This window comes from Streptomyces sp. V4I2 (assembly GCF_030817655.1).
Taxonomy (GTDB): Bacteria; Actinomycetota; Actinomycetes; order Streptomycetales; family Streptomycetaceae; genus Streptomyces; species Streptomyces plumbiresistens.
Genome location: NZ_JAUSZM010000003.1, coordinates 2,726,780 through 2,751,715 on the forward strand (window position 1 = coordinate 2,726,780; position 24,936 = coordinate 2,751,715).

Genomic DNA, 24,936 nt, shown 5'->3' on the forward strand with positions numbered 1-24,936 from the left:
CGTGCGTTCTACCGCTTCTGGCGCTTCCAGGGGCCGGTGATGGCGACCAGGATGCCCGGGTCCTGGATGTTGGCGTACAGGGTCTTTCCGTCGGGCGAGAAGGTGACGCCGGCGAACTCGGAGTATTCCGGCTCCTCTTCGGTGCCGACGTTCAGGTCGTTGCGGGCGATGGGGTACGTGCGGCCGCTGTCCGTCGCGCCGAAGAGGTGGGAGATTCCCTCGCCGTCCTCCGCGAGAACCAGGCCGCCGTACGGGGAGACGGTGATGTTGTCGGGGCCGTCGAAGGCGCCGTCGACGGACGGGTCGGGGTTGACGCCGAGCAGGACCTTCAGCGTCAGGGTGCGACGCTTGGGGTCGTAGAACCAGACCTGGCCGTCGTGCTGGGCGGGGCTCTCCGCGCGGGCGTACGAGGAGACGATGTAGGTGCCGCCGTCGCCCCACCACATGCCCTCCAGCTTGCGGGCGCGGGTGATCTCGCCGGCGCCGAACTGCTTGCGCACGGCGACGGTCCTGGCGTCGCGGTCGGGGACGTCGACCCAGTCGACGCCGTACACCGTGCCGATCCTGGTGGCGCGGGAGAGGTCGTCGACGAACGTGCCACCGGAGTCGTAGCACTTGGGGGCCTGGAGGACGCCGGCGTCGTCGGCGAGGGTGCGGAACGTGCCGCGGCCGTACTCGAAGCCCTGGGGCGGGGTCCAGCGGAAGAAGAGGCCGTTGGGGTTCGAGGCGTCCTCGGTGAGGTAGGCGTGGCCGCGCTTGGGGTCGATGACGACGGCCTCGTGGTCGTAACGGCCGAAGAACTTCAGGGGCTTGGGGCTCTGGTTGGCGCGCCGGTCGCCCGGGTCGACCTCGAAGACGTAGCCGTGGTCCTTGGTCATGCCGTTGACGCCGGCCTTGTCGGAGTTCTCCTCGCAGGTGAGCCAGGTACCCCAAGGGGTGCTGCCGCCCGCGCAGTTGGTGGAGGTACCGGCGATGCCGACCCATTCGGCGACGCGTCCGTCGGGGCGGACCTCGACGACGGTGCAGCCGCCGGAGGCGGCCGGGTCGTAGACGAGGCCCTCGGTGAGGGGCACCGGGTACGTCCAGTTGGCGCGCGGGCCCTTCAGCTCGTGGTTGTTGACGAGGAGGGTGGTGCCGCGCGGGCCGGCGAAGGCGGCCGTGCCATCGTGGTTGGACGGGGTGAACTCGCCCGACTCGAGCTTGGTCTTCCCGCTGTAGGTGATGACGCGGTACGTGAACCCGGCGGGCAGCGCGAGGATGCCCTTCGGGTCGGGGACCAACGGCCCGTAACCGACACCGCCGTGGATGTCCGCCGACTCCTGCGTGTTGTCGGTTTCCGTGGACGCGAGGGCGTTCGGAGCGGTGGCGAGGGCGCCGACACTGCCCGCCAGCGCGACACCGGCACCGGTGATCGCGGATGTTCTGGCGAAGTCCCTGCGGGTGAGCGACATGCTGTCTCCTGTGACGGGGGGTATGCCGTGGAGGGTGGCGGACCTCGGTCCGCGCCACCGTCCCGCCCAGGCCTGAACGCCGGTTGAACACCGGGCGACGTCAGTCGTTCAACTACTCGCGCGCAGGAAATTGAAGCCCAGACCAAATCGGGACATATTAATCCTTTTTGCATAAGTCGGCCAGATGCGACGAATGGAAGAAGACGCGCACATCTCTCACAAAGGAGATGGTGGTATGTCTGCCACCGAGTTTCGGCTCGACGACCTCACCGAGGTCCAAGGGATCGACGTGGAAGCGGCTCTCGACCCGGTCGAGGCCGACGGCTACTACCGCGACAGCCGCCAGTGCGCGGCGCTCGCCCTGACGGGCTCGTCGAGCAACATCCTGCTGTCGCCTCCGACGCCCCGTCCGAAGAAGGGCTGACAGGAGAAATCGAATGGAGAAGTCAGGCACTTCGACCCGCCTCGCGGGCGCGGTGCAGGGCCTTACGTCGGAACTGGTCTCCGCTCTTCGGAGCGGGGACCCGTTTCGGCTCGCGGGCAGCGTCGCGGAGGGGGACGACCCCGAGGTGACCGCCGGCCTGGCCCTTGCCGCCGTACGGGTGGTGGGAGCCGATGCCGTCCTGCCGAGCGCCCTGCGCAACGCGCCCTGCGAATCCGACGATCTGAGCATGTTCAGCAAAGCCGTGCACGCCTACCCGCCACCCGCGGGCGCCTCTCCCACCTCGGTGTGGAGTCACTGGGCCATGAGGCGAGCGCTCCTGCGGTTGGACGCGTCCCTCGACGGCGACTGGGACCACGACGCCGAGCCCGGCGCGGCGTGGCTCGACGATGCCCCCTGGCAGTTCCTGACCCACCAACTCGCCGTACTCGCCCCGCTCGCGCTCCCCGACGAGGACTGTGCGGTGGCCCGCGTGGCACGCGGCCGTCCCGTCGACGTCTCCCGGGGATTCGTCCGGGCGGTCCGCCGCCGCGACTGGCTCCAGGCGGCCGAAGCGGGACGCTGGCTGGTCCTCCTCGACGGCGTACCGGAAACTCTGGGGCTGGTCACCGGCCTGGAGTTCGTGGCGCAGATGGGCCGCGACGACGCACGCGTGGCGCTGCAGGTCCAGGCCGCGCAGCTGATGCGGGCCGGAGTGCGGGTGTGACGGCGCATGAGGTCCAGGAGGCGCGCCAGGTCCGGATGATGGGCGAGGCCGCGCTGGCCTGGGTGTCCGCCCACCGTGACGGATTCCGGCTCGGCGAGGACGCGCTGGCCGAACGTGGCGACGTGAACCTCACCTGGAAGCCCCTCGGCGAGCTGGCCCAGGTGTGCGTCTGTGTACGTCGCCACACCGATCCGGCCGACCCGCTCCATGTGACCGCCTCCGACCTGTTGGCGTTCGCGTGGCAACAGACCGGGCATGGCGCCCTCTTCGTCGAGTTGCAGCGCCTCGAACCCTTCGCGACGTACCCGCTGGAGGTCTACGCGGCGTTCGCGTCGGCCGGCCTGCGCCACGTTGGCTACGAGAGCGCCACCGCGACGGTGGCCCGCACCCGGGGCTGGCAGGTGACGGAGCAGGAACCGAACCGGCGCCTGAGCGTGCTCAACTCCGAGCGCCGCAGCGGCATCCCGCAACACGGGGACATGCCGGAGGCCTTGCGACGCACGTGGCTCGCCGGTCTGCCGGAGCCATGGACGTTCGAGCGAGCCGCCGGTTACACGCTCACCCATGTGGTCTTCCATCTCACCGACTGGGGCCGGACCCCCGATGCCGTACCCCCGCCTGTCGCGACCTACCTCCGGCAGTGGCTGCCGCCCTGGCTCGACACCTGCCTGGAGGACGAGCAGTGGGACCTGAGCTGCGAACTACTGGCCGTGGCGAGCAGCCTGCCCGGCCCGCCGGAGCGCGCCCTGTTCCAGGACGCCTGGGCGAGGCTCGCGGTGGCGCAGGACGACTCCGGGGCCGTCCCGGAGGTCGGCGCCGGCCGCGGCGGCCGTGGCGGCGCGCACGACTTCGTCGACTGCTACCACTCGACACTGATGACGGTCTTCGCCGCCGTGCTGACCATCAACCGTCTGCGCGAGGCCGCAGAGGACGGCGCGGACGGCGCGGCGGCGCGGAGTGCACAAGGAGTGGCGAGATGACCAGCACCCGTCTCATCCACAGCGTCGGGGCCGGCGCCCTCGAGTGGCTGTACGCCCACCGCGACGGGTTCCGGCTGGAGCCGGACGTCGATCCCGAGGTGGGCTTTCTGGAGCGCTTCAAACCGGTCGCCGAACTGGCCCTGATCTGCAAGGTGTTGTTCCGCGAAGGGGTCGCCGGATCGCGACAGGCCCAGCTGGCACGGCAGTTGGTCGACCACGCCTGGCGTCACACACTGGACGGCGGCCGGATGCTGGTGCTCGGCCAGGCGACCGAGCCCCTGTCCCCCGTCCCCTTCGAGGTGTACCTCCCGTTCAAGGAACTGGGCTACAGCCATCCCGAGGCCGAGCAGGCCTTCCTGCTCAACCAGCGGCTGGAGAGCCACGCCGCCCTCGAGATGGCGCCGGTCCGCCGCCTCGGACTGTCCGCGTACCAGCGCCGTTTCGGCCTGCCGCCCCGACCGCCGGAAGCCGACATCGTCCCCGAGACGTGGCTGGGGCGCACACCCGAACCCTGGACGGTCGAAGGGCACACCGCCTACGACATCACCCACACCGTCTTCCACCTGACCAACTGGGGAGAGCACCACGACGGTCTGCCCCCACGGATCGCCGACTATCTCGCGACCTGGCTGCCGGCCTGGCTGGACGACTGGCTGGACCTGCAACGCTGGGACCTGCTCGGCGAACTGCTCGTCGTCGATGCCTGCCTGCCCCGCCCCACCTGGGACGAGCGGGCCTGGGAGGGCTTCGCCGCCGCCCAGCAACCCGACGGTGCGATGCCGGCCATCCGCACGATGCCGCAGGGCGACCCCGACGAGGTGTTCGACATCGTCTACCACCCGACACTGGTCGCCGCCTTCGCCTCCGTACTGGCCACCTCCCGCGCCATGACGCGGCTGGCGCACGCACCGGCATGACCACGCGGCCCGCCCCCTGGCCGGGCGATCCCCTCGGCGTCACCGGACCGCTCCCGTTCGACGGTCCGCCGACGGACGCCGCTCCGGACGGCGAGACGGTGCGGCGGCTGGACGCGGCCGTCGACGCCGTGGACGCGCCCGACGTCGTCTTCGCGCTCTCCCGGCACGGTCGCCGCACCGTGCGCTGCGGAGGCACCGCGCCGGCCCCGCCCGTTCCGCGCCATCGACTGCGCTACGAACTGGGGTCGGCGTCCAAGACGTTCACCGGACTGCTGCTGGCCCACCTGACGCGGACGGGTCTGCTGTCCGCGGGAGAGCCGGCCGCCGCCTTCCTGGACCCGGTCCGGCGAGCCGGCCAGGACGACGACCCCATCACGCTCGCCCACCTGATCACCCACACCTCCGGACTGCCCGCCCTGCCCGCCGACTTCTTCGTCCGGGCGCTGCCCGCGTGGCGTACCGACCCCTACGCCCGCTATCCCGCGGAACGGGTGGTCGACGCCTTTCTGCGCCATCGCCAACGCCGCCGGCCCGGCACCCGCTGGCACTACTCCAACTTCGGTGTCGCCGTGCTCGGTCACGCCCTGGCGGCGGCCACCGCGACCCCGTGGGACGACCTGCTCACCGGACACGTGTTGCGTCCGCTCGGGCTGGGCGGCACCGCCCTGTCACCCGGCGGCCCGGACACCGACGCCACCGGACACCGCAGGGACGGCACGACACCCACGCCCGGGCTGACCATCGGCGGCTTCCAGGCGGCCGGCGCCGTCCGCGCCACCCCGCACGACCTGCTGACGTTCCTCGAAGCACATCTGGATCCGGCGGGCCGGTCCCTGACCGGTGCGCTGCGGGCGGTACGCCGCCCCGTGCTCCGACGCGGTCTCGGGCACCGGCATGTGCACACGGTGGCCTGGTTCCAGCACCCCATGGAGCACGGCCCGATGTACTTCCACTGCGGGGCGACACTCGGGCAGCAGGCCTTCCTGGGCTTCCGGCCCGACACCGGAACGGCGCTGGCCGCCCTGTGCACCCGCCGCTTCCGCGCCCGCGACACCTTCGTGTCGACCGCGTACGCGGTGCTGGCCGAGGCCTAGGGCCTGCCGGACGCGGCCGACGTCGGGGTCGTCAGACGCGCTGCCACAGGGCCGGAGTGAGGGCGGGCTGCCACGCGCCCTGCGCCTGATGCGCCTGCAGGCACTGGTAGGAGACGCCGTTGTACGTCACCCGCGCGCCGACCTCATAGACCTGGCCCACGGCCCAGCCACCCGCCTGGCCGTCCTGGGGGGCCGGGGTACCGCTCTCGGCCGCGCCGGTCTTGAGGGTGAGGCCGTAGGCGCTGAGCACCGGGTTGATCGGCTGGTAGTAGGTCGTTCCGCCGCTCGTGCAGTCGCCGGAGCCCCCCGACGTGACGCCCTGGGCCTGGGTTCCCGAGATGTAGGAGCCGCCGGAGTCACCCGGCTCGGCGCACACCGTGGTGCGGGTCACGCCGTCGACGGTGCCCTCGGAATAGCTGACGCTGGTGTCGTGCTGCTCGATGGTTCCGCAGTGCCAGCCGGTGGTCGATCCGGACCGGCAGACCGCGGCGCCGGCCAGGGCCTTCACCGAGCCGGCGGTCTGCACGTTCTCGTCACCCTCCCCCTTGACGGCGGGCGTTGCGGTCCAGTCGCTGTTGACGCCCACCCACGCCATGTCCTGGCCGGGGAAGACGGAGTTCCGGAAGGTGCCCTGGGCGACCTTGTTGAAGCCGGTGGTCTTGGCGCCGGCCTTGCCGCAGTGACCGGCCGTGGCGAAGCCCTGCTGCTCGCCCTTGGTGACGGAGAATCCCACGGAGCAGCGGGCCTGGCCGTCGATGTAGAAGGCGTCACCGCCCCGTACGTCGTGCAGGGCGTGAGGCTGCTCCGCCGACACCTTGACGTCCACGAGTCCGGCGGCGACTCCGGCGGCGGCGATGAGCGTGTCCGCGGCGGCACGGCTCGTCGCCTGGACCGTCACCCGGTTGGTCCGTACGTCGATGTACCGCACCGGCGTGTCGAGGGCCTTGCCGGTCACGGCGCCGTCCAGCTTCGTCTTGGCCTTCCTCAGGTCCTCCAGCGCGGTCTTGACGACCGCCGCCTTCGCCCCGCCGGCCTCGATGGCGGGGACGTCCGCGGTGTCGGTGGTCGCGACGGTCAGGTCGGCGGAGGTCGCGCCGCTCACCCATGCTCCCGCGAAGTGCTTGCCCAGCGCGTTCTGGAGCCGGCCGGCGCGCGTGCCCGCCTCGGCCTCGTTCACCAGGCGCGTCCTGGCCTGCGTGTCCGTCAGGCCCAGGTCGCGCACCAGCGCGCGCAGGACTGCGGGCGACGGCTTGTCGGCGCCGAGGGTCTCGGCGGCGGAGGGTGCCGGTGTCGGCGCGGGGGGCTCGGCGGCCGCGGCGTGGGGCAGCCCCGCGAGCACGAGCGCGCCGAGCACCGTCAAGGCGGCACAGCAGGCTCCGGCGTGTCTGTGGACCATCAGGCGTCTCCTCGGGTTTCGGTGGCAGAAGGGCCTCGAAGCCCTAGGTTTTGCCGAAGAGGGGTCAGAAGATGTCCGGTTCCCGCCCGTTCCGCGCATTGGACGACATGAAGGGCCCCGCCCGGCGGAGTACCGGATGCTGACGGGCCGACACTCCGGTACGGGTGTCGACGCACCGGTACCGGGGTCACGCGGGCTTGAGTGCGGGGTTGCCGGCCTCGGTCACGAAGGACGCGGCGGTGGTGATCGGCGCGCCCGGCGTCGTCACGGCGGACACGGTCCTGAAGTCGGCCCGCGCCTTCTGACGGTCCAGCGTGACCCTCACATAGCCGCGCCGCCCGTCGTAGAACTTCAGATGCGGGTTGGCCTTGAGGTACGTGTCCCAGGTGGGTGGCCTCTCGGCGCCGTCCCGGCCGCTCGCCACCGACGTGGCGACGATCTCCGTGCCCAGGGTCTTGGACGCCGGATCGTCGAAGTCGTCCTTGATGTCGAAGGCGTACCCGACGTGCACGTCCCCGGTCATCACCACCAGGTTCTCGACCCCGGCCGATTTCGCGCCGTCGAGGATCCGCCGGCGCGAGGCCCGGTAGCCGTCCCAGGCGTCCATGGACATCTTCGGCTCCGCGTTGAGGTCGAGTTTGCGCTGGGAGAAGCAGACCTGTTGCGGCATCACGTTCCACAGAGCCTCGGAGGCGCGCCAGCCGTCGATCAGCCAGCTCTCCTGCGCCGCCCCCGTCATGGTGCGGCTCGGGTCGTCCACCTCGGGGCCGAGGACGAAGTGTTTGGTGTCGTTGTACAACTGGTCGGAGCGGTACTGGCGGGTGTTGAGGACGTCGAACTGGGCGAGCGTGCCCCAGTGGAGCCGACGGTAGAGCCGCATGTCCGGACCGCTGGGCAGCTGTGCGTTGCGCAGCGGATGGTTCTCCCAGTGCGCCCGGTAGGCGGCGGCGCGCCGCAGCAGGAACGTCTCCGGCGGGTCGTTGTTCTCGCTGATGGCGCCCGCGTAGTTGTTCTCGGTCTCGTGGTCGTCCCAGGTGATGACGAAGGGGTGGGCCGCGTGGACCGCTCGCAGGTCCGGGTCGCTCTTGTAGAGGGCGTAGCGCAGCCGGTAGTCCTCCAGGGTCGTGGCCTCGTGGTTGAAGAGGTCGGGCAGCTTGCGGTCGGTGTAGTTCCGGTGGCCGCCCACGGAGTTCACGGCGTACCCGTACAGGTAGTCGCCGAGATGGAACACCACGTCGACGTCGTCCTGGGCGAGATGGCGGTGCACCGTGTAGTACCCGTCGAAGTAGGCCTGGCAGGCGACGGCGGCGTAGGTGAGCGTCGCGGCGGCGGCCGTGGTGGCGGGCGCCGTGCGGGTGCGGCCCGTCTCGCTGATCCAGGTTCCGGCCTTGAACCGGTAGTAGTAGACACGGTCGGGGTCGAGGCCGTCGACCTCGACGTGCAGGCTGTGGTTGTACTCGGGGTAGGCGATGGCGACGCCGGTGCGGACGGTCAGGGCGAAGCGTTCGTCGGTGGCCACCTCCCACTGGACGGCGACGTACTGCCCGGGCAGACCGCCGTCCGCCTGGTACGGGGCGGGGGCGAGCCGCGTCCACAGCAGTACGGAGTGGGGCAGCGGGTCTCCGGAGGCGATGCCGAGCGTGAACGGGTCGCTGGGGATCCTCGCCGCGTCGAGCTCGGAGGAGCCCGCCGCGCCCCGGGCCGGCAGGTTGGTGGTGAAGGCGAGGGCGGCGGCCGCCGCGGTGATCGTGAAGAAGCGGCGCCGCCCGAAGTGCGGTGCCGCGGCACGCAGTTCGAGGTCGTGTCGAGAAGAAGTGTGGTGCAGCAGCGATCTACGACGGCCTGATGAGGCCATGTGGCCTCCTCTCGCGGTTGATTGCACGCAGGACCTGTGCGCCACGTACGACAAAGTCGCAGGAAGCGGATTTCTGAATGCTAATCAGATATAGGTCGCAATTGCGGCAGGTGCGAGTTCCCGAGAGCGTCGGGCCGTGTGTCCGAGCCGTCTCTCCGAGCCGTGTGTCCGGGCGTCCGGACGCGGAAGAGGCGGCCGGGGCCCCGATGTGCGGGCCCCGGCCGCCTCCGGCCGAGCAGGGACCGCCGAGCGGTCCCGCAGCTCAACCCCCTTGCTGCGAGCGCGCCTTGAACGCGGCCTTCCGTGCTTCCTTCGCGATCCTCTTGTCGGGGTGCAGCCGCCCCATCGCCTCCAGCACGTCCGCCGTGGCGGGGTGGTCGACCCGCCAGGCCGCCGCGAAGAACCCGCTGTGCTGCTGGGCCAGTCCCTCGACCAGCCCCCTCAGCTCGTCGGAGTTGCCCTCGGCCGCGAGCTGCGCGGCGAGCGTGTCGACGGTCAGCCAGAACACCAGGTCCTCGGAGGGTGCGGGCACCTCGGAGGCGCCCCGCTCGGCCAGCCAGACCCGGGCCAGGCCGCCGAGCTCGGGGTCGTCGAGGACCTCGCGCAGGGCCGGCTCGGCCTCGTTGCCCACCAGGGACAGCGCCTGCTGGCAGCGCAGTCGCCTGAGCGGCGCCCCGGCGTCCAGGCCCCGCGCCGCCGCCAGCAACTCCCTTGCGGCGGCGAGGGATTCGCGGCGCGCCAGCCACTGCTCGGTCTCGGCCTGGGCGGCGGTGGGCGGGAAGGCGGCCGTGCCGTCGAGCAGCGCGTCGGCGCCCTTGTCGGCGAGGTCGCCGACCGCGGGTGCCTCGAACCCGGCCTCCAGGAGCCGGGCCCTGAGCCCGTAGAGGCCGAGCGGGGTGAGCCGGACCATGCCGTAGCGGGAGACGTCGGTCTCGTCGACCGGGGAGGCGGGCTCCTCGTCGGTGTCGGCCATCAGCGCCTCGTCGACGGGCTGGTAGGCCACGAGCCCGACCGGCTCAAGGAGCCGGAACTGGTCGTCGAGCCGCATCATCGCGTCGGAGACCTGCTCCAGCACGTCGTTGGTGGGCTCGCCCATGTCGCTGGGGACGATCATGGAGGCGGCCAGCGCGGGCAGCGGCACGAATGCCGTGCCGGGCCTCTCCTCGCCGGCGGTGAGGAGGTAGAGGTTGCCGAGCACGCCGTCCAGGAACTCGGCCTCGGCCTCCGGGTCCCAGTCCAGGGACGAGAGGTCGACCTCGCCCCCCGCGTCCATCGCGCCGACCAGGTCGTCCAGGTCCGGCACGCTCGCGTCGGCGAGCACGGTCTCCAGCGCCGCCAGCCACACACCGAGCACGTCGTGCGGGGCGCCGCCGGTGAGCACGGCAAGCTCCTCGCCCGCGGTGACGGTGCCGGCTTCCTCGTCGACGACCTCGACGAGCCCGGTGTCGACGGCGACCCGCCAGGCCTCGCTCGCGTACGCCGCCGCGTCGTCCCCGCTCAGCCCGAGCACCCCGGCCGCCTCGGGCAGCTGCTCTTCGACGAGCCCGCCCCCGGCGTCGATCCGCGTCGTCGGCCCGGCCCAGCGGGCGAGCCGCGCGGCCCGTGACAGCAGGGGCGTGGACAGGGCGTCCCGCGCCAGCTCCGCTTCGGGGTGCAGCCGCACCGGCGGCAGTGGGGAGCTGTCTGACATCGGCTGGTTCTCCTAGAGGCGCGTCGTACTACTCAGCCGCTCAGCCTAGACCGCTTTCCACCCATGCCGCCCGGTTCATCTCCCGGTCCGGGGGCGTACATGGCTGAAACCTTGACAAGTGGCCTGACCAGGCAGGAGATTGACGCGCGTAGAAGCCGGGGGGACAGGTGTTCACTCGCTTCTACGCGCGTCATACGCGCCTCCCGCTCCACCCTCGTCCCGGCGCCCATGTACGTCCCCGGAGGGATCCCGTTGCCGAGCAAGTCTTCCGTGCGTCTCGCCGCGCTCACCGTCGCCGCCGTCTGTTCCGCGGCCTCCACCGTCGTACTCACCTCGCCCGCGCACGCGGCGGCCGTGAGCATCCATGACATCCAGGGCACGACCCGGATATCCCCGTACGCCGGCCAGGCGGTCACGGATGTGGCCGGAATCGTCACCGGCGTGCGCACCTACGGCTCCTCCAGGGGCTTCTGGATCCAGGACCCGAACCCGGACGCCGACCCCGCCACCAGCGAGGGCGTCTTCGTCTTCACCAGCTCCACCCCGAAGGTCGCGGTCGGCGACGCGGTGACCGTGTCCGGCACGATCACGGAGTTCGTCCCGGGCGGCGCCGCCTCCGGCAACCAGGCGGTGACCGAGATCGTCCGCCCGACGGTGACCGTCGTCTCCAGCGGCAACGCGGTCCCGGCCGCCACCGTCGTCGACGCCAGGTCGGTGCCGAGCGCCTACGCCCCGGCCGGCGACACCGCCGCGAGCGGCTCGGTCAATGCTCTGACCCTGCGGCCGTCGAAGTACGCCCTGGACTACTACGAGTCCCTGGAGGGCATGAACGTCCAGGTCGCCGACACCCGCGTGGTCGGCGCCACCGACCCGTTCACCGAGCTGTGGGTCACGGTGAAGCCGCGCGAGAACAGCAACCGCCGCGGCGGCACGGTCTACGGCTCCTACGAGTCGCAGAACACCGGCCGGCTCCAGATCCAGTCCCTGGGCGCGACCGCCGACTTCCCGAAGGCGAACGTCGGTGACGTCCTCACCGGCGCCACCGCCGGCCCGCTGGACTACAACCAGTTCGGCGGCTACACCCTGGTGGCCAACAAGATCGGCACGCTGAAGAGCGCCGGCCTGGCCCGCGAGACCACCGAGAAGCAGAAGAACGGCGAGCTCGCGGTCGCGACGTACAACGTCGAGAACCTCGACCCGTCCGACGCCTCCTTCGAGGAGCACGCCGCCGCGATCGTGAACAACCTGAAGTCGCCCGACATCGTGTCCCTGGAGGAGATCCAGGACAACAACGGCGCGAAGAACGACGGCACGGTCGCCGCCGACCTGACGGTGACGAAGCTGATCGACGCGATCGTCGCGGCCGGCGGCCCGACGTACGACTGGCGCTCCATCGACCCGGCGAACAACACCGACGGCGGCGAGCCGGGCGGCAACATCCGCCAGGTGTTCCTGTTCAACCCGGAGCGGGTCTCCTTCACCGACCGCGCGGGCGGCGACGCCACCACCGCCGCCGGCGTCACCAAGGAGCACGGCAAGGCCGCGCTGACGGTCTCCCCCGGCCGGATCGACCCGGCGAACACCGCCTGGGCGAGCAGCCGCAAGCCGCTGGCCGGCGAGTTCTCCTTCCGTGGCCGGACGGTCTTCGTGATCGCCAACCACTTCAACTCCAAGGGCGGCGACCAGGGTCTGACCTCGCAGTACCAGCCGCCGGCGCGCAGCTCGGAGACCCAGCGCGCCCTCCAGGCGACCGCGGTGAACGCGTTCGTCAAGGACATCCTGGCCGCCCAGAAGAACGCGGACGTCGTCACCCTCGGTGACATCAACGACTTCGAGTTCTCCGGCACCACCGAGATCCTGGAGAGCGACGGCGCGCTCTGGTCGGCGATCAAGTCGCTGCCGAAGAGCGAGCGTTACTCGTACGTCTACCAGGGCAACACCCAGGTCCTCGACCAGATCCTGGTCAGTCCGTCGATCCGGCGTTCCTGCGACTTCGAGTACGACAGCGTGCACATCAACGCGGAGTTCAACGACCAGATCAGCGACCACGACCCGCAGGTGCTGCGGTTCAAGCCGTAGTCGCCGACCGTCGGTCGCAGTTGCTCTACCGGGGCTGGCTGAACACTTTGTTCAGCCAGCCCTTCCATGCGGTTTCGACCGCCTCCGCGTCCGCCCCCGGCGCGAAGTCGTGGACGCTGATCCCGACCGGGTAACCCCAGTGGTCGCGCCCGAAGACGCGGATCAGGGCCCCCTCGGTGCGCAGCCCGAGGAAGTAGGGGTTGCGGAAGTCGACCTCGGCGTCGAGGAGTTGGTCCTCGGGGCCGCGGGCCCGCACCCGCGCCCCCTCGGCGGTGTCGTCCGCGAGGCCGAGCGCCCGGCCGACGGCGGCGTAGGAACCGGTGGCCTTGGAGGCGTCGGGTCCGTCGAAGGTGGCGAAGGCGGCCGTGCGGGGCGCGAAGTGGACCAGATACTGGCGCAGGGTCGCCATGTAGAAGTCGGTGTGCTTGGCGGCGCCGTCGTACTGGTTGTCCCAGTCGTCGACGAAGATCCCGCTGTGCACGTACCGCACCCAGGCACGCCGGCCCTCGTCGCGCGGCTCGATGGTGTAGTCGAGCTGGTTGAGGGTCTGCTCGGAGATGCCCTCGACGTTCTCGACGCGGTTGGTGTAGCGGTGCGGCGGGTCCCAGGCGGTGACCGTGGACCCGAAGGGGCCCTTGCCGCCCTCGCGCGGCTCGGGGGGCTCCATCGGCCACAGCCATCCGCCGGTCTGGGCGGTGACGGCCTCCCAGACCTCCTCCGGTGAGGCATCGACCTCAAACTCGCGGGCGATCTCGAATTCCTTGGACATGGTGGGCTCCTGAGTACGGACTGGTCTAGCTGTCGAGTTCCGGAACGGGTCCCGGGCCGGGTTCGGGCCGGTCCTCGACCGTGGGCTTGAGCGTGGGGTGGACGGCCACGACGATCCGGTGATCCCGACCGTCCTCGGTGTCCGGAGCGTCGTACTTGCGGATCAGCGCGGTGATCCCCGCCGTCAGCTCCTGGATGAACGCGGCCCGGTCGGCGGCCGAGGCGAAGCGCACCTCGCCGTCGAGCGCGTACGTCGCCAGCCGCTTGCGGGCCTTCGTCGCGCCCGTGATCAGCGAGCCGACGTCCCGGACGAGCCGGGCGCCGAGCGCGAGCAGCCAGCGCGCGGAGAGCTGGTCCCGGAAGCGGTCCGGGTCCGGCTGCACGGCGGCGAGCGCGAGCGGTGAGATGACGTACGACGCGGCGGTGGCCCGCATCAGCCGCTCGGTGACGTTGCCCTTGCGGCGCTCCCCGGCCAGCTCGACCAGGCCGTGCCGCTCCAGGGTCTTCAGGTGGTAGTTGACCTTCTGCCGGGGCAGTCCGACGTTGCCGGCCAGCATGGCCGCCGATGCGGGTCCAGCCGCCAGCTCGGCGAGCAGCCGGGCCCTTATGGGGTCCAGGGAGGCGGCTGCGGCCTCGGGGTCCTCGATCACGGTCACGTCCAGCATGGGTCCACCGTCTCACCGAAAACTTTTTTTGTCCAGACTCATTGAGTTGTCGGATGGGCCTGAGTTGATCTCACTGGGGCACGAGACCGAGGGCGTGGTCGTAGCGCCTGCCCGTGAAGCCCCGCACGCCCGGGTACGTCCGCACCCGCTCCCACTCCTCGTCGACGGGGACGGTGAGGGCCTTGTCGTAGGCCTGAGAGGTGTCCCACTCCGCATAGTTGAGGACGTGGGTGCCGTCGGTGGACAGATGGAAGTGGGCGGAGATCAGTCCGCGGTGGGCGACCGGTCCGGGGGCGGTGCGCAGCAGGAGGTCGATCCAGTCCCGGCGCCGCTCGGCCGCACCGGGCTCGAAGTCGATCCGCACGGTCACGATCAGCCCCGGCACACGTTGGTCGCAGGCGGCACGCTCTTCGCCGCGGTAGTACCGGTACCGGTCGAGTGCGACGCGCTCGATGCCCGGGACGGCGGTGTCGATCTCGTCGTTGCGTTCCTGCCGGTGGGCCCGCGGCGAAGCCGCTGTTGGATGCAGCATGAAGGCCTCGTAGGCCGACTCGCTCGCCCACTGCGAGTGGTGCATCAGCGTCTCGCCGTCGTGCCCGGTGTAGACGTGGTAGCCGAGCAGGTCGTCGGCGGGCCAGGGCCGGCGCTCCCAGGTGTGCGCGATCGCCTCGACGGCCTGCTTCTGCCGCTCGGGGGTGCCCATGTGCCAGGTGCTGAAGAGGGCGGCGCCGACGTCGGGCCGGGTGAGGTCGGGGTGGGTGTCGGTGCGGCGGGTGTCGGTGCGGCGGGTCACGGCGGGCCTCCGTCGGTCGGTACGGGATGCGTGCACCGCCCACCCTTCAACCTCAACCAAGATTCAGGTCAAGTAGCCGATTCGCGCGGCGAATTCGGGAGACTCGGCTGGTCATGGACGAGAAGGCCCAGAGGGCCGAGACGGTGGAGCAGGGCGAGACATCCGAGACCGCTGGGACGGACAGTCCCTCCGAGTTGCCCGCGCGGTCGTGGCGGGCGGTGGTGGGGCGCACGTTCAAGGAGTTGCTGGACGACGAACTCTCCGACCGTGCGGCCGCGTTGACGTACTACGGCGTGCTGTCGCTCTTCCCGGCGCTGCTGGTGATGGTGTCCCTGCTGGGTGTGGTCGGACAGCGCGCCACGGACAAGATCCTCGACAACATCGGGGACCTCGCCCCCGGCCCCGCCCGGGACATCCTCCGGGACGCGGTGGTCCAGCTCGGCGACAGCGGCGGCACCGGCAGCGTGCTGGCCGTCCTCGGCCTGCTCTTCGCCCTGTGGTCGGCGTCCGGGTATGTCGCCGCGTTCATCCGCGCGTCCAACGCGGTGTACGACCTTCCGGAGGGCCGCCCGGTCTGGAAGCTCACGCCGCTGAGGCTGGCGCTGACCGTGGTGCTGATGGTGATGCTGGCCGCGAGCGCGCTGATCGTGGTGTTCACGGGGCCGCTGGCCGAGCGGGCCGGCACGACGATCGGGCTCGGTGACGAGGCGATCGCGGTGTGGGACGTCGCGAAGTGGCCGGTACTGCTGCTGCTGGTGGTCCTGATGATCGCCCTGCTGTACTGGGCCGCCCCCAACGTCCGTGGCCGCGGCTTCCGTTGGATCTCACCCGGCAGCGTCCTCGCCACGCTGATCTGGCTGGCCGCGTCCGCGGGTTTCGCCGTGTACGCGTCCAACTTCGGCTCGTACAACAAGACGTACGGCACGCTCGCGGGCGCCATCGTCTTCCTCGTCTGGCTCTGGCTGACCAACATGGCGATCCTCCTGGGCCTGGAGTTCGACGCGGAACTGGCACGCGAGCGAGCGATCACGGGCGGCCGCCCGCCGACGGAGGAGCCGTACGTGGAGCCGAGGGACACGAGGAAGTGGCCGGCGAGGCTGCGCGCGGCGCGAGGAAGGTGACGGGGTCGGCGGGGCACCACCTCACCACTACCTCACCACTCGGCCCACAGCCCGGCCACCGCCAAACCTCACCCCACAGCCAACCGAGTCGGGTGGTGGGTGGGCAAAGGCCGGGGGTCTGGGGCGGAGCCCCCAGCGACGGTCACGCAGACGCCGGGCGCCGAAGTCACCCACCTCAAGGGCAACCCCGGCACCCGCACCCGCACCGTCACCGCCCGTGACGCCGCCGCACCACCTCTCCGACGACCACCGCACCCACCGCCGCCGCCCCCAGAACCAGCACCGGCCGCGGATGCCGCACCCCGACCTGCACGGCGGAGCGAACCGGCCCGGGCAGGCTGTGCTCAACGGCATGCCCCGCATGACTCGCCCGGTCCTGGACCGTATGCCCGGCCTGCGCCGCACTGCTGCGCAGCTGCACCGTCATCGCGCCCGCCTTGTCCCGGAGGTCGGCGGCCCGTGCCCGCGCACGCCCCTTGACGTCGACCTTGCCGGCCAGCTCCTCCACGGTGTCGCCGAGTTCGCTCCGCGTCCGCTCGATCTGCCGACGCAGCTCGTCGGGCCCCTTGGCGCCGACCTCGTGCGCTGTCTTGTCCGTCATCGGTGCGCCCTTCCCCTGATCTCCTGGACGTCGGCCCTGACGCTGCCGAGTGCTTCCTCGGGCGTGGGCGGTGTGGCGCGGCGCAGCTGGGCGCGGCCGGTCACCGCGAGCAGGCCCGCGAGCGCGAACAGGACGGCCGTCACGATGAGCGCCGCCGCCCAGACGGGCAGTATCAGCGAGAGCGCGGCGGCACCCGTGGCGGCCAGGGCGAGGAATCCGGCGTAGGCGACAGCGCTCGCGGCGCCGAGCAGCCCACCGCCGCGCCCCGCGCGACGGCCCTTCTGCGCAAGCTCCTCCTTGGCGAGGGCCACTTCCTGTCGTACCAGCCGGGAGACCTGTTCGGTGGCCTGTCCGACGAGGTCGCCGACCGAATGATGTTCGTCATGTACGGGCCTGGGGGCCATGGTCCCGGTCACGGTTCCGCCTCCTCTCTGTATCGGAACCCCCGGGTACCCTGTCCGGCCCTCGCTACCCCTGCGGCGCGCCTCCGGGCCCGCGCTCGCCGAGCCGGGCCAGCTGGCTCTGGAACCAGTCGAGCCGGGCCTGCAACAGGGCGGCCTCCGCGACGAGTTCGGGCACCCCGAGCCCGCCGGGCGCACCCGGACCGGCGGCCGGCAGCAGCTCGTCCCCCGCCACCCGCAGACGGTCCCCCGCCACGACCCGCAGCCGGTCCCCGGCCAGGCGGGCGAACCCGGCCAACGAGACGGACGTACGACCGCGCAGGCACCCCGCGCAGGAGGGGGCCAGCGCGTGCCAGCCCGGTCGGCCCCAGCCGGCGTCGGCCAGGGCCGCGGCGACCGTGCCGCAGGCGCACGGGCCGACGGTGGCCGTGCGGACGCGCTGACGGGCGTACCGGAAGCCCCGCTCGAAGCGGAGGTAGCGGCCGAGTACGGAGACCTCGAGCAGGACGGCCGTACGGTGCTCGGCCGTGCACAGCAGGGCCTCGGCGGTCGTACGGTCGTGCACGCAGTGGAAGCCGCAGTCGCAGCGGCGGTGCGGTGCCCGGTGCCGCAGGCCGTAGACGCAGGACGCGTCGGCCAGGACTCCGTAGGGCAGCGCGCCGCCCAGCGACACACCGGTGAACCCGGCCCGGGTGCCGTCCTGGGACAGCACCGGGTGGGCGATCTTGTATCCGGTCGGCGGCTCCGTCGGACGTTCCTCGGGGAGCCGCAGCCTCATCGGGCGGCCGGGACCTCTTCGGGCGCCTTCAGTTCCTTGAGCTCCTCAGGGAGCTCGAGTTCTTCAGGTTCTTGACCGTGCACCTGCGGCCGCTCTTCCGCGACTCCGGTGGCGAGTGCCTTGCCGAGCCTCATGACGCCTCCCAATGACCAGGGGTCGATGACCGTCCTGGCCATGGTGACCCATGAGGGGCCGACTTGGACATAGGGCCTGGCACCTGCGCACAGACCGAGAACCCCTCAGCATTCCTTATCAATACCTCGTAGAAGAATTAAGTGGAGCTTCACTGTCGGCGCGCCGAGACTACCCTCATGACGACACCTCGCCCCTTCGGCCGCGCCCTCTGCGCCATGATCACGCCCTTCACCGACGCGGGCGCGCTCGATCTCGACGGTGCGCAGCGGCTGGCCGACCGGCTGGTGACGGAAGGCTGCGACGGTCTCGTCCTGTCCGGGACGACGGGCGAGTCACCGACCACGACGGACGCGGAGAAGGCCGCGCTCGTCACCGCCGTCCGGGAGGCGGTGGGCGGGCGGGCGTCGGTCGTCGCGGGTGTGGGCACCTTCGACACCCGGCACACCATTGAGCTGGCCCTGGCGGCCGAAAAGGCGGGCGCGGACGGCCTGTTGGTGGTCAGCCCGTACTACAGCAGGCCCCCGCAGGACGCGCTGGAGGCGCATTTCCGCGAGGTCGCGGACGCGTCCGGGCTGCCGCTCGTGCTGTACGACATCCCGGGGCGCACCGGCACCCGGATCGAGCCGGACACCCTGATCCGCCTCGCCGGGCACCCCCGCATCGTCGCGGTCAAGGACTGTTCCTACGACTTCCTCGGCGCCCAGAAGGTCCTGGACCGCACGGAGTTGGCGTACTACGCGGGCTGCGACGAACACAACCTCGCCCTGTACGCGGTGGGCGCCGCCGGATACGTCAGCACGGTCGCCAACGTGGTCCCGGCCCAGCTCCGTGCGGTCCTCGACGCGTTCGAGGCGGGCGACACCCCCGTGGCCGCCCGCCTCCAACAGCGGGCCACGCGGCTGATCGAGGCGATGATGTCGGCGGGCCTGCCCGGCACGGTCACTGCCAAGGCCCTCCTCAACGCACTCGGCCTGCCCGCGGGCCCGGTCCGCGCACCGCTGCGACCCGCCGACCGCGAGACGGTCGACGGGCTGCTGGCGGCGTACGAACAGTTCATGGCCTCCTGACCAGCGCCTTCTGATCAGCGTTCGGCGAAGACGGGTTCCCAGCGTCCGGCGTCCCCGTCGTTGCCCTTGCGGAAGTCGCTGAGCGGTACGACCTTGTCGCTGCCGATGGTGACCAGCACGAGCCGCTGGTGGAACTCGTTCTTGCCGCCCTTGGCGATGTCCCAGGCGATGAGAGACGTGTTGCCGACCCAGGCGAGCAGCTGCTGCCCGTGGACCTCGGTCTTCTTGCCGGTCGCGGCATCGAGGACCCAGGAGGAGGTCTTCCACTTCTCGCCCGCGAAGTCACCGGCGACGAGCCTGCCGTCGGGCGACTTCCCCGCGTCGACGTACCACGACAGGTGCTTGTCGCCCGCCGGCACCGGGACCTCCTTGCCCGTGAAGTCGTAGAACTGCTTGCCGATGTCGCCCATGGGGTTGCCCGCCCAGACGTACCTGCCGTCGCCGGTGAGGGCGAAGTCCTGGCGGGAGTTGAGGAAGCTTCCCATCGGGTCCTCGGGGTCACCGCCGAGCCCGACCTCGGTCCAGGAGCCCTTGCCGGAGGCCACGTCGAGGACATGGAAACCGGTGCGGCTCGACGGCTGCTTCTGGTCCCAGCCGTCGGAACCCTCCATCTTGACCCGCAGGTCGGGGTTCTCGCCGTAGGTCGTCGCGACCAGCTTGCGGCCGTCGCGCGAGAACGCGAGTCCGCCGACGGGGTGGTCGACCGGGATCCACCGCGCGACCTCGCCGGTGGTCAGGTCGAGCAGGCCGATCCGCGAGGCGGGCAGGTCCTGCTCCAGGACGGCGGCGGTCTTCATGCCGGGGGCGACGGCCACCCAGGACCACTTCGTGGTCTTCTCGTACCTGCCGGTCTTCTGGTCGAGCAGCCAGTAGGTGCGCTCGTAGACGGCGGTGTCGGCCGACTTCCTGACGGTCCTCGGGACGAAGTACGCGGCCAGTCGGGTGTTCCCGGCGGAGATCAGCTCGCGTGGCGGCGACTGGTCCGGATGCGCGGTCACCTCGGTCTTCGGTACGACGTCCGCGGGGCGTACGTCGGTGCCCCGGCCCGAGTCCAGCATCGGCAGGCCCACCACGACGGCGAGTACGGCGGCCGTGGCGACGGCGGCGGTCGCGATCCGGCGCGTACGGCGGCGCCGGCGGAACGCCAGCACCCGGTCGGCGAACCCCGGCCGCGCCGGGGACTGTTCGGCGGCCTGCTCCCGCAGCGCGTCGCGCACGAGTTCCTCGACGTTCACGGCCGCACCTCCAGAGGCGAGTAGTCACGGGACGACTGCCGCTCGGCGTCGGCCGGTCCCAGGGCGGCCAGTTCGGGCGCCAGCGAGCGCAGCCGGGCGAGGGAGCGGTGGGTGGTGGACCGTACGGTGCCGACGGTGCAGCCGAGGAGCCGGGCCACGTCGGCCTCGGGAAGGTCCTCGAAGTAGCGAAGCACGAGCACGGTCCGCTGGCGCGCGGTGAGCCGGGCCAGCGCCTCGCGCATCACGACACGCAGTTCGGCCGCGGCCGCCGCGTCGACGCTTCCCGCGCCCGCCTCGGGCGGCTCGGCGACGCTGACCTCCCGTCTGCGCCACTTCAGCCGCCAGCGACTGACCTGCTGGCGGTAGAGGATCCGGCGTACATAGGCCTCGGGCTCGTCGATCCGCTGCCACTTCCCGGCCGCCTTGGCGAGCGCCGTCTGCAGCAGGTCCTCACCGGCGTGCTGGTCTCCCCCGCAGAGCAGCACGGCCGTCTTCAGCAGCGCCGACGACCGGTTGTCCACGAACTCCCGGAAACTCTCCAGCCCTTCGGCATTCATCGTCACCTTCTCTTCCCCGGCGGTCCCTGCGCTCCGCCCCCTGTCTTCCTTGTGACGCGTGCGACCGCCCGCCGCTATGCCACCCCGCCGAAGAATTTTCTGGAAGATCTCTCCGGAGGATTGTGTCCGGCGGAAAGGGCCGGGGCCCGTACCGCACAGGTGTGCGGTACGGGCCCCGGCCCTCGGCGGGCGTGATCAGCGCCAGGTGTACCCGTCGCCGATCAGCAGCACGTGCTCCAGTACGTCCTCCATCGGATCGTCCACCTGGCCCACATTGACCAGTCCGATCCGCGGGCCGTTGTGCGAGGCGGTGTTGTACTCGTCGGCGTACGCGGTCCCCGCCCCGAGCCCGGACACCGCCGCCAGGGTCAGCACCCCGGACAGCCACCGTGCCACGGTCCTCGCCCGCTCGTTCGTCATTGCGCGATCCCTCGTTCGTCGTTTCGGCGTCTGATCGGACACTGCGTCCACCCGTTCATCTGCCGAAACCACAAGAAGGTCACGTTGAGTAACCCGTACGGGATCTTGAGCTGATCAGTTGTGGCTGTGGAGGATCTCGTTCAGACCGCCCCAGACCGCGTTGTTCGGGCGGGCCTCGACGGTGCCGGTGACCGAGTTGCGGCGGAAGAGGATGTTGGAGGCGCCGGACAGCTCGCGCGCCTTGACGATCTGCCCATCGGGCATGGTGACGCGGGTGCCCGCCGTGACGTACAGCCCCGCCTCGACCACGCACTCGTCGCCGAGCGCGATACCGACGCCCGCCTCGGCGCCGATCAGGCAGCGCTCGCCGATGGTGATGCGGACGTTGCCGCCGCCGGACAGGGTGCCCATGGTGGAGGCGCCGCCGCCGATGTCCGAGCCGTCGCCGATCACGACACCGGCGGAGACACGGCCCTCGACCATCGACGTGCCGAGCGTGCCGGCGTTGAAGTTCACGAAACCCTCGTGCATGACGGTCGTGCCGTCGGCGAGGTGCGCGCCCAGGCGGACCCGGTCGGCGTCGGCGATGCGGACGCCCTTCGGGGCCACGTAGTCCGTCATGCGGGGGAACTTGTCGATCGAGGTGACCTGGAGGTGCAGGCCCTCGGCGCGGGCGTTCAGCCGCACCTTCTCGACGTCGTCGACGGCGACCGGGCCGAGCGAGGTCCAGGCGACGTTGGCGAGGTGGCCGAAGATGCCGTCCAGGCTCTGGCCGTGCGGCTGGACCAGGCGGTGCGAGAGCAGGTGCAGGCGCAGGTAGACGTCGTGCGCGTCGATCGGCTTGTCGTCGAGCGAGCCGATGACCGTGCGGACCGCGACCACCTCGACGCCACGGCGGGCGTCCGGACCGAGCGCCGCGGTGGCGCCTGGGCCGAGCAGCTCCGCGGCACGTTCGGCGGCCAGCCGCTCGGTGCCGGACGGGCCGGGCTCAGCGGTGAGCTCGGGAGCGGGGAACCAGGTGTCGAGGACGGTGCCGTCGGCGGCGATCGTGGCGAGGCCGGCGGCAACGGCGCCGGTGGTGCGAGGAGCAGTCGTGTCGGTCATAAGGGGCAACCTAACGTGGCAGGGGGCACCCGGGCGAACCGGTGCGCACGGCGTCTCAGGTGCCGGGCGCACCGTCCGGGATCCGGCCCGGACCGGTCGTGGATCGGACCGGGCTCAGGCCGTGCCGACGGCCCGGATCAGGGCCGCTCCCCCTTCTCGTCCACCACCGCCGTCACGAGCCGTGCCCCGCTGAGCACGACGTCGCCCTTGTCCCACTGCAGGTCGCCGCCGGTCTGCGCCACGGACCGGTACCCGGCGTAGAGGTAGGTGGCCGGGTCGAGGAGCACTTCGTCGCGGGAGGTGACGACGGCGCTCTTCAGGTACAGCGCGTAGGCGCTGCGCCCCGCCGCGTCCTGGACTTCCGCGGCCTGCACGCCGGGGATCGTGGCGAGGGCCCGGTAGACCTTGGCGAGGCCTGCGGGGTCGTAGGCGTAGGCCCGGCTGAGGACAGCCACAAGGGCCCGGTACTCGTGCTGGGTGCCGGACTCGGACTTGTCGGTGGCGTAGAAGAACGCGCGCGCCTTCGCCCGCACCTTCGCCGGGTCGTCCGGCAGGCTCTTGAGGAACGCGTACTCCTCCCTGGGCGAGTGGTCGTCGCCGGCCTTGCCGTCCTCCATCTTCGGATCGGCGTAGGCGTACCAGTCCTCGCTGGTCTGCGGCCCCGGCTTCTCGTCGTCCGTCAAGTTCGTCTCGACGGACTTCACGTAGATCCACTGGCCATCGCGTGCGGTGACCGCGGGACCGGCGGCGATGGCGTCGGCGGCGTCGTTCAGGAGGTCCTTGGCGCTGCCGAGTTGGAGGGTGTATCCGGGCCGGGCGCCCGGCTGCACGCCGTCCGGGCCGCGGTCGATCACCTGCGTCCCGACCAGGGCGACCGCCGTGATCAGGGCCGCCGTCGCCGCGGCCATCAGCCGCCAGTCGCCGCGCAGCCGGCGGGCCCGGCTGCGGCCCGTCGCCTCCCGCAGCAGCCGGTCGCGTCCGGCGAGGAAGGGTGCGCGCTCGGCCGCCGGGGCCTCGGCCCGCAGTTCGCGGACCGCCGTCATTTCGTCCATGTCAGAACACCTCCGTGGCGTCGAGCGTGAATGCGGGGTCGGCGCCCAGGGCCGAACGGACCTTGCGGCGGGCGCGGTTGAGCCGGGAACGCACGGTGCCGACGGGGATCCCGAGCGCCTCACCGACCTCGGTGTACGTCAGGTCGGCCCAGGCCACGAGCAGCAGCACATGCCGGTCGCCCACGGACAGCGCGGCCAGCGCCCCGGCCAGCGGAGCCTGGGCGGCCTGCGCGGTGACCCGGTCGTCGGCGCGCTCGGACCAGGTCTCGGCGACCGGATCGTGCCCGGTGCGGGCCAGCGCCCGCAGGGCCCGCACCTCGGCGCGGCGGTGCTTGCCGACGAGGTTGCCGGCGATGCCGTAGAGCCAGGGGCGGGCGCTGGGGCGGGCGGTGTCGTAGCGGGACCGGATGCGGAACGCGATGAGGAAGGTCTCCGCGGTGATGTCGTCGGCGGCGCCCATGCCCAGCCGGCGTGCCACATAGCGGTGGATGTCGGGGGCGTACCGGTCGTAGAGGCGGGCGAAGAGCTCCGGTTCCTCCAGGGACTGGGCGACGACCTGGGCGTCCTCGGGCGAGGACGGATCCGGTGGTCCGGTCACGTGGCGGCCTCCGTGGGTGTGTTCGGGTGAGGATGTCACCCGCTGTTCCCCGACGTCGGCAAAGCGGTTCACGGCCCGGAGTTCACGGACCGGCGTTCACGCCCGCGTTCACGGACCGCGGCCGCCCGGGCTCACGCGGCGCCGTCGATGATCCTCGCCAGCATCTCCCGCGCGTACTCCTCGTCGTACGACGTCCCCGTCAGCAGCACCTGCAGACAGATCCCGTCCATCAGCGCGACCAACGCCCGCGCGGTGACCGGGTCGGTGCGCGCGGTGAGCCGGGCGGCGAGGTCGTCGGCCCACTCGGCGGCGACCGGGCGCAGGGCGGGGCGGCGCAGAGCGGCGAGGTAGAGCTCGTACTCCAGCTCGACGCCGGTGCGCTCGCCGGCCAGCCACTCGCCCAGCAGTCCGGCGAGTTCGGCGGCCAGGTCGGTACGCGGTCGGGCGAGGCCGCCGCGGGAGGCGATCACCTTGGCGAAGCCCTCGTTGGCCTGGCGGAGCGCCGCGACCATCAGCTCGTCCAGGGTCGTGAAGTGGTACGTCGTGGAGCCGAGCGGCACATCGGCCTCGGCGGCGACGGAACGGTGGCTCAGCCCGGCGAGGCCCTTCTGCCCGGCGACCCGGATCGCCGCGTCGATGATCCGCTGCCGTCGCTCGGGGTCGTAGCGGCGGGCCATCAGTGCGCACCGCCCAGGTTCAGCACCACCACGCCGACGATGATCAGCGCGATACCGGCGGCCTTGGCCAGGGTCATCCCCTCCCCCAGGAACACCATGCCGATGCCCGCGATGACCGCGGTGCCGACCCCGGCCCAGATCGCGTACGCCGTGCCGACCGAGACGGTCTTCAGCGTCTGAGCGAGCAGCGCGAAGGCGACGACGTACCCCAGGGCGGTCAGCAGGGAGGGCCAGAGCCTGCTGAAGCCGTCGCTGTACTTCATGGAGGTCGTGGCGGCCACCTCGGCGGCGATGGCGCCGGCGAGCAACAGGTATCCCATGTGTACGAGTGTACATAACGGCGCCGGCACAGGG

General features: G+C 71.5%; 27 protein-coding genes. 8 read left to right on the forward strand and 19 right to left on the reverse strand.

Going from position 1 to position 24,936, the window contains the following annotated elements:
* Window positions 1–8 precede the first annotated feature (8 nt).
* Entirely contained in the window at window positions 9–1,451 is a 1,443-nt protein-coding gene (locus tag QFZ76_RS13430) for an alkaline phosphatase PhoX (RefSeq protein WP_307673939.1), read from the reverse strand.
* 235 nt (window positions 1,452–1,686) lie between these two features.
* Between QFZ76_RS13430 and QFZ76_RS13435 the strand changes: the two genes are divergently transcribed.
* Genes QFZ76_RS13435 through QFZ76_RS13455 form a run of 5 tightly spaced genes read left to right on the forward strand, consistent with a single transcriptional unit; the run spans window position 1,687 to window position 5,590 of the window.
* Window positions 1,687–1,875, forward strand: a complete 189-nt coding sequence (locus QFZ76_RS13435) for a hypothetical protein (RefSeq protein WP_307673940.1) — start codon at window positions 1,687–1,689, stop codon at window positions 1,873–1,875.
* Between the two features lie 13 nt (window positions 1,876–1,888).
* The gene (locus tag QFZ76_RS13440) at window positions 1,889–2,599 is read left to right on the forward strand and encodes a hypothetical protein (RefSeq protein WP_307673941.1); all 711 of its coding nucleotides are present in this window, start codon (window positions 1,889–1,891) and stop codon (window positions 2,597–2,599) included.
* Between the two features lie 38 nt (window positions 2,600–2,637).
* Entirely contained in the window at window positions 2,638–3,579 is a 942-nt protein-coding gene (locus QFZ76_RS13445) for a hypothetical protein (RefSeq protein WP_373464515.1), read from the forward strand.
* Entirely contained in the window at window positions 3,576–4,496 is a 921-nt protein-coding gene (locus tag QFZ76_RS13450) for a hypothetical protein (protein WP_307673942.1), read from the forward strand. The genes QFZ76_RS13445 and QFZ76_RS13450 overlap by 4 nt, the downstream gene beginning before the upstream one ends.
* Window positions 4,493–5,590 carry a serine hydrolase gene (locus QFZ76_RS13455; protein ID WP_307673943.1) on the forward strand — a complete coding sequence of 366 codons (1,098 nt, stop codon included), beginning with the start codon at window positions 4,493–4,495 and terminating at the stop codon, window positions 5,588–5,590. Before QFZ76_RS13450 ends, QFZ76_RS13455 begins: the two co-directional genes overlap by 4 nt.
* A gap of 31 nt (window positions 5,591–5,621) precedes the next feature.
* Here QFZ76_RS13455 and QFZ76_RS13460 read toward each other — a convergent pair whose 3' ends face one another.
* The 3 genes from QFZ76_RS13460 to QFZ76_RS13470 all read right to left on the reverse strand — a co-directional run bounded on the left by QFZ76_RS13460 (window position 5,622) and on the right by QFZ76_RS13470 (window position 10,531).
* A complete protein-coding gene (locus tag QFZ76_RS13460; protein WP_307673944.1) occupies window positions 5,622–6,986 on the reverse strand; it encodes a carbohydrate-binding protein in 1,365 nt (454 codons plus the stop codon).
* Between the two features lie 187 nt (window positions 6,987–7,173).
* Entirely contained in the window at window positions 7,174–8,841 is a 1,668-nt protein-coding gene (locus QFZ76_RS13465; RefSeq protein WP_307673945.1) for an alkaline phosphatase, read from the reverse strand.
* 262 nt (window positions 8,842–9,103) lie between these two features.
* The gene (locus QFZ76_RS13470) at window positions 9,104–10,531 is read right to left on the reverse strand and encodes a hypothetical protein (protein ID WP_307673946.1); all 1,428 of its coding nucleotides are present in this window, start codon (window positions 10,529–10,531) and stop codon (window positions 9,104–9,106) included.
* Window positions 10,532–10,783: 252 nt separating this feature from the next.
* Here QFZ76_RS13470 and QFZ76_RS13475 point away from each other — a divergent pair, with 252 nt between their 5' ends.
* The gene (locus QFZ76_RS13475; protein WP_307673947.1) at window positions 10,784–12,610 is read left to right on the forward strand and encodes an endonuclease/exonuclease/phosphatase family protein; all 1,827 of its coding nucleotides are present in this window, start codon (window positions 10,784–10,786) and stop codon (window positions 12,608–12,610) included.
* A gap of 25 nt (window positions 12,611–12,635) precedes the next feature.
* Here QFZ76_RS13475 and QFZ76_RS13480 read toward each other — a convergent pair whose 3' ends face one another.
* The 3 genes from QFZ76_RS13480 to QFZ76_RS13490 form a co-directional block, all read right to left on the reverse strand.
* Entirely contained in the window at window positions 12,636–13,379 is a 744-nt protein-coding gene (locus QFZ76_RS13480) for an SRPBCC domain-containing protein (RefSeq protein ID WP_307673948.1), read from the reverse strand.
* A 25-nt stretch (window positions 13,380–13,404) separates the two neighbouring features.
* Window positions 13,405–14,043 (reverse strand): helix-turn-helix domain-containing protein, encoded by a 639-nt coding sequence (locus tag QFZ76_RS13485; RefSeq protein WP_307673949.1) that lies wholly within the window; start codon window positions 14,041–14,043, stop codon window positions 13,405–13,407.
* Window positions 14,044–14,113: 70 nt separating this feature from the next.
* Window positions 14,114–14,836: an antibiotic biosynthesis monooxygenase gene (locus QFZ76_RS13490; RefSeq protein ID WP_307673950.1), complete on the reverse strand. Its 723-nt coding sequence runs from the start codon at window positions 14,834–14,836 to the stop codon at window positions 14,114–14,116.
* 113 nt (window positions 14,837–14,949) lie between these two features.
* Here QFZ76_RS13490 and QFZ76_RS13495 point away from each other — a divergent pair, with 113 nt between their 5' ends.
* Entirely contained in the window at window positions 14,950–15,957 is a 1,008-nt protein-coding gene (locus tag QFZ76_RS13495; protein WP_307673951.1) for a YihY/virulence factor BrkB family protein, read from the forward strand.
* A 208-nt stretch (window positions 15,958–16,165) separates the two neighbouring features.
* On the opposite strand, the gene QFZ76_RS13500 is transcribed toward QFZ76_RS13495, so the two are convergent.
* From QFZ76_RS13500 to QFZ76_RS13515, 4 genes are read right to left on the reverse strand one after another with little or no spacing between them, the layout of a single operon-like run.
* The gene (locus QFZ76_RS13500) at window positions 16,166–16,558 is read right to left on the reverse strand and encodes a DUF3618 domain-containing protein (protein WP_307673952.1); all 393 of its coding nucleotides are present in this window, start codon (window positions 16,556–16,558) and stop codon (window positions 16,166–16,168) included.
* Window positions 16,555–16,974, reverse strand: coding sequence for a phage holin family protein (locus QFZ76_RS13505; RefSeq protein WP_307673953.1), 420 nt, complete (start codon window positions 16,972–16,974; stop codon window positions 16,555–16,557). The genes QFZ76_RS13500 and QFZ76_RS13505 overlap by 4 nt, the downstream gene beginning before the upstream one ends.
* A 52-nt stretch (window positions 16,975–17,026) precedes the next feature.
* Window positions 17,027–17,737, reverse strand: coding sequence for a hypothetical protein (locus QFZ76_RS13510; protein WP_307673954.1), 711 nt, complete (start codon window positions 17,735–17,737; stop codon window positions 17,027–17,029).
* Window positions 17,734–17,871, reverse strand: coding sequence for a hypothetical protein (locus QFZ76_RS13515; RefSeq protein ID WP_307673955.1), 138 nt, complete (start codon window positions 17,869–17,871; stop codon window positions 17,734–17,736). Before QFZ76_RS13515 ends, QFZ76_RS13510 begins: the two co-directional genes overlap by 4 nt.
* A 177-nt stretch (window positions 17,872–18,048) precedes the next feature.
* On the opposite strand from QFZ76_RS13515, the gene dapA reads away from it, so the two are divergent.
* Window positions 18,049–18,939 (forward strand): 4-hydroxy-tetrahydrodipicolinate synthase, encoded by an 891-nt coding sequence (gene dapA / locus QFZ76_RS13520; RefSeq protein WP_307673956.1) that lies wholly within the window; start codon window positions 18,049–18,051, stop codon window positions 18,937–18,939.
* A gap of 14 nt (window positions 18,940–18,953) precedes the next feature.
* Here the strand turns inward: dapA and QFZ76_RS13525 are convergent, their stop codons facing one another.
* From QFZ76_RS13525 to QFZ76_RS13560, 8 genes are all read right to left on the reverse strand, one after another.
* A complete protein-coding gene (locus QFZ76_RS13525) occupies window positions 18,954–20,174 on the reverse strand; it encodes a WD40 repeat domain-containing protein (RefSeq protein WP_307673957.1) in 1,221 nt (406 codons plus the stop codon).
* Window positions 20,171–20,731 carry a SigE family RNA polymerase sigma factor gene (locus QFZ76_RS13530; protein WP_307673958.1) on the reverse strand — a complete coding sequence of 187 codons (561 nt, stop codon included), beginning with the start codon at window positions 20,729–20,731 and terminating at the stop codon, window positions 20,171–20,173. Before QFZ76_RS13530 ends, QFZ76_RS13525 begins: the two co-directional genes overlap by 4 nt.
* Before the next feature lie 195 nt (window positions 20,732–20,926).
* Window positions 20,927–21,151: a hypothetical protein gene (locus QFZ76_RS13535; RefSeq protein ID WP_307673959.1), complete on the reverse strand. Its 225-nt coding sequence runs from the start codon at window positions 21,149–21,151 to the stop codon at window positions 20,927–20,929.
* Window positions 21,152–21,265: 114 nt separating this feature from the next.
* On the reverse strand, window positions 21,266–22,255 hold the full coding sequence (gene dapD / locus QFZ76_RS13540) for a 2,3,4,5-tetrahydropyridine-2,6-dicarboxylate N-succinyltransferase (RefSeq protein WP_307673960.1): 990 nt from the start codon (window positions 22,253–22,255) through the stop codon (window positions 21,266–21,268).
* Window positions 22,256–22,392: 137 nt separating this feature from the next.
* Complete coding sequence (locus QFZ76_RS13545) at window positions 22,393–23,307, reverse strand: CU044_5270 family protein (protein WP_307673961.1); 915 nt, start codon at window positions 23,305–23,307, stop codon at window positions 22,393–22,395.
* A gap of 1 nt (window position 23,308) precedes the next feature.
* Complete coding sequence (locus tag QFZ76_RS13550) at window positions 23,309–23,905, reverse strand: RNA polymerase sigma factor (protein WP_307673962.1); 597 nt, start codon at window positions 23,903–23,905, stop codon at window positions 23,309–23,311.
* 131 nt (window positions 23,906–24,036) lie between these two features.
* Window positions 24,037–24,582 (reverse strand): TetR/AcrR family transcriptional regulator, encoded by a 546-nt coding sequence (locus tag QFZ76_RS13555; RefSeq protein ID WP_307673963.1) that lies wholly within the window; start codon window positions 24,580–24,582, stop codon window positions 24,037–24,039.
* On the reverse strand, window positions 24,582–24,902 hold the full coding sequence (locus QFZ76_RS13560) for a multidrug efflux SMR transporter (protein WP_307673964.1): 321 nt from the start codon (window positions 24,900–24,902) through the stop codon (window positions 24,582–24,584). Before QFZ76_RS13560 ends, QFZ76_RS13555 begins: the two co-directional genes overlap by 1 nt.
* Window positions 24,903–24,936: the final 34 nt, after the last annotated feature.

Excerpts from the sequence above, each read along its gene's own strand:
- QFZ76_RS13515 (WP_307673955.1), bottom strand. The coding sequence starts at position 17,871 with ATGAGGCTCGGCAAGGCACTCGCCACCGGAGTCGCGGAAGAGCGGCCG.
- QFZ76_RS13480 (WP_307673948.1), bottom strand. The coding sequence starts at position 13,379 with ATGTCCAAGGAATTCGAGATCGCCCGCGAGTTTGAGGTCGATGCCTCA.
- QFZ76_RS13460 (WP_307673944.1), bottom strand. The coding sequence starts at position 6,986 with ATGGTCCACAGACACGCCGGAGCCTGCTGTGCCGCCTTGACGGTGCTC.
- QFZ76_RS13455 (WP_307673943.1), top strand. The coding sequence starts at position 4,493 with ATGACCACGCGGCCCGCCCCCTGGCCGGGCGATCCCCTCGGCGTCACC.
- QFZ76_RS13485 (WP_307673949.1), bottom strand. The coding sequence starts at position 14,043 with ATGCTGGACGTGACCGTGATCGAGGACCCCGAGGCCGCAGCCGCCTCC.
- QFZ76_RS13430 (WP_307673939.1), bottom strand. The coding sequence starts at position 1,451 with ATGTCGCTCACCCGCAGGGACTTCGCCAGAACATCCGCGATCACCGGT.
- QFZ76_RS13445 (WP_373464515.1), top strand. The coding sequence starts at position 2,638 with ATGGGCGAGGCCGCGCTGGCCTGGGTGTCCGCCCACCGTGACGGATTC.
- QFZ76_RS13530 (WP_307673958.1), bottom strand. The coding sequence starts at position 20,731 with ATGAATGCCGAAGGGCTGGAGAGTTTCCGGGAGTTCGTGGACAACCGG.
- QFZ76_RS13500 (WP_307673952.1), bottom strand. The coding sequence starts at position 16,558 with ATGACGGACAAGACAGCGCACGAGGTCGGCGCCAAGGGGCCCGACGAG.
- QFZ76_RS13435 (WP_307673940.1), top strand. The coding sequence starts at position 1,687 with ATGTCTGCCACCGAGTTTCGGCTCGACGACCTCACCGAGGTCCAAGGG.
- QFZ76_RS13510 (WP_307673954.1), bottom strand. The coding sequence starts at position 17,737 with ATGAGGCTGCGGCTCCCCGAGGAACGTCCGACGGAGCCGCCGACCGGA.
- dapD (WP_307673960.1), bottom strand. The coding sequence starts at position 22,255 with ATGACCGACACGACTGCTCCTCGCACCACCGGCGCCGTTGCCGCCGGC.
- QFZ76_RS13555 (WP_307673963.1), bottom strand. The coding sequence starts at position 24,582 with ATGGCCCGCCGCTACGACCCCGAGCGACGGCAGCGGATCATCGACGCG.
- QFZ76_RS13560 (WP_307673964.1), bottom strand. The coding sequence starts at position 24,902 with ATGGGATACCTGTTGCTCGCCGGCGCCATCGCCGCCGAGGTGGCCGCC.
- QFZ76_RS13450 (WP_307673942.1), top strand. The coding sequence starts at position 3,576 with ATGACCAGCACCCGTCTCATCCACAGCGTCGGGGCCGGCGCCCTCGAG.
- dapA (WP_307673956.1), top strand. The coding sequence starts at position 18,049 with ATGACGACACCTCGCCCCTTCGGCCGCGCCCTCTGCGCCATGATCACG.
- QFZ76_RS13495 (WP_307673951.1), top strand. The coding sequence starts at position 14,950 with ATGGACGAGAAGGCCCAGAGGGCCGAGACGGTGGAGCAGGGCGAGACA.
- QFZ76_RS13545 (WP_307673961.1), bottom strand. The coding sequence starts at position 23,307 with ATGGACGAAATGACGGCGGTCCGCGAACTGCGGGCCGAGGCCCCGGCG.
- QFZ76_RS13535 (WP_307673959.1), bottom strand. The coding sequence starts at position 21,151 with ATGACGAACGAGCGGGCGAGGACCGTGGCACGGTGGCTGTCCGGGGTG.
- QFZ76_RS13440 (WP_307673941.1), top strand. The coding sequence starts at position 1,889 with ATGGAGAAGTCAGGCACTTCGACCCGCCTCGCGGGCGCGGTGCAGGGC.
- QFZ76_RS13465 (WP_307673945.1), bottom strand. The coding sequence starts at position 8,841 with ATGGCCTCATCAGGCCGTCGTAGATCGCTGCTGCACCACACTTCTTCT.
- QFZ76_RS13470 (WP_307673946.1), bottom strand. The coding sequence starts at position 10,531 with ATGTCAGACAGCTCCCCACTGCCGCCGGTGCGGCTGCACCCCGAAGCG.